Source organism: Bartonella sp. MR168JLCBS (assembly GCF_042194175.1).
In genome coordinates this window covers 1-736 of record NZ_JBHIMP010000348.1, presented here as the reverse complement: position 1 = coordinate 736, position 736 = coordinate 1, and the positions used below count along the sequence as shown (strand labels likewise).

General features: G+C 36.0%; 1 protein-coding gene and 1 pseudogene. Both read left to right on the top strand.

What is annotated here, in order from left to right; all coding sequences use genetic code 11:
• Nucleotides 1–401, top strand: a pseudogene (locus tag ACFIK8_RS11330) (DNA polymerase III subunit delta'); the annotation flags it as partial.
• Between the two features lie 60 nt (nt 402–461).
• The coding region (locus ACFIK8_RS11325) for a class I tRNA ligase family protein (RefSeq protein ID WP_375669483.1) at nt 462–736 on the top strand (275 nt) is incomplete at its 3' end.

Genomic DNA, 736 nt, shown 5'->3' with positions numbered 1-736 from the left:
TTAAAATGATTGTACAAAGATCGAAAGGAAGTCCTCGAAAGGCAGCCTTACTTATTCACCATGGCGGACTTGAAATTGTGAAAAACATTGATACGCTCTTGGAGCAATCTGTTTGCAACCCAGCTATCGTACACACTCTTGCACAAACACTTTCGTCTCTTTCTTCAGTTATCCAATTTCAACAATTTTGTGATGAAACTCTTGATAAAATTCAAAAAAAAGCTATCATGCTAGCCGAAAAAGGGAATTTAGCTCTCTCAAAAAAATATGCACAAATCTGGCAAGAGATTCATCAAGAAGTAGAGGAAATGCAATCATTTAATCTTGATAAAAAGCAATTCATTATCAACTTGCTTTTTAGAGTTCATAAGATCATTCATGAGAGTAAGATTTTTCCGTGACAATCTGATTAACAGGCGTTATGTCATTTATCTTTTATTGCGTTTCACAATGAGTATGACATGCGTGACACATATTATATAACAACTCCGATTTTTTATCCTAATAGCACTCCACATATTGGACATGCCTATAGTGCGATTGCAAGCGATGCTTTGGCCCGTTTTCAACGATTAGATGGAAAAAATGTATTTTTTCTATCTGGTACGGATGAACATGGTTTAAAGATGCAACAAACAGCAGCAGCGTTGGGTATTACACCTAAGCAACTCGCTGACCGCAACAGTGCTGTATTTAAAAAAATGCTCGCAGCATTAAATTGTTCTAACGATGATTT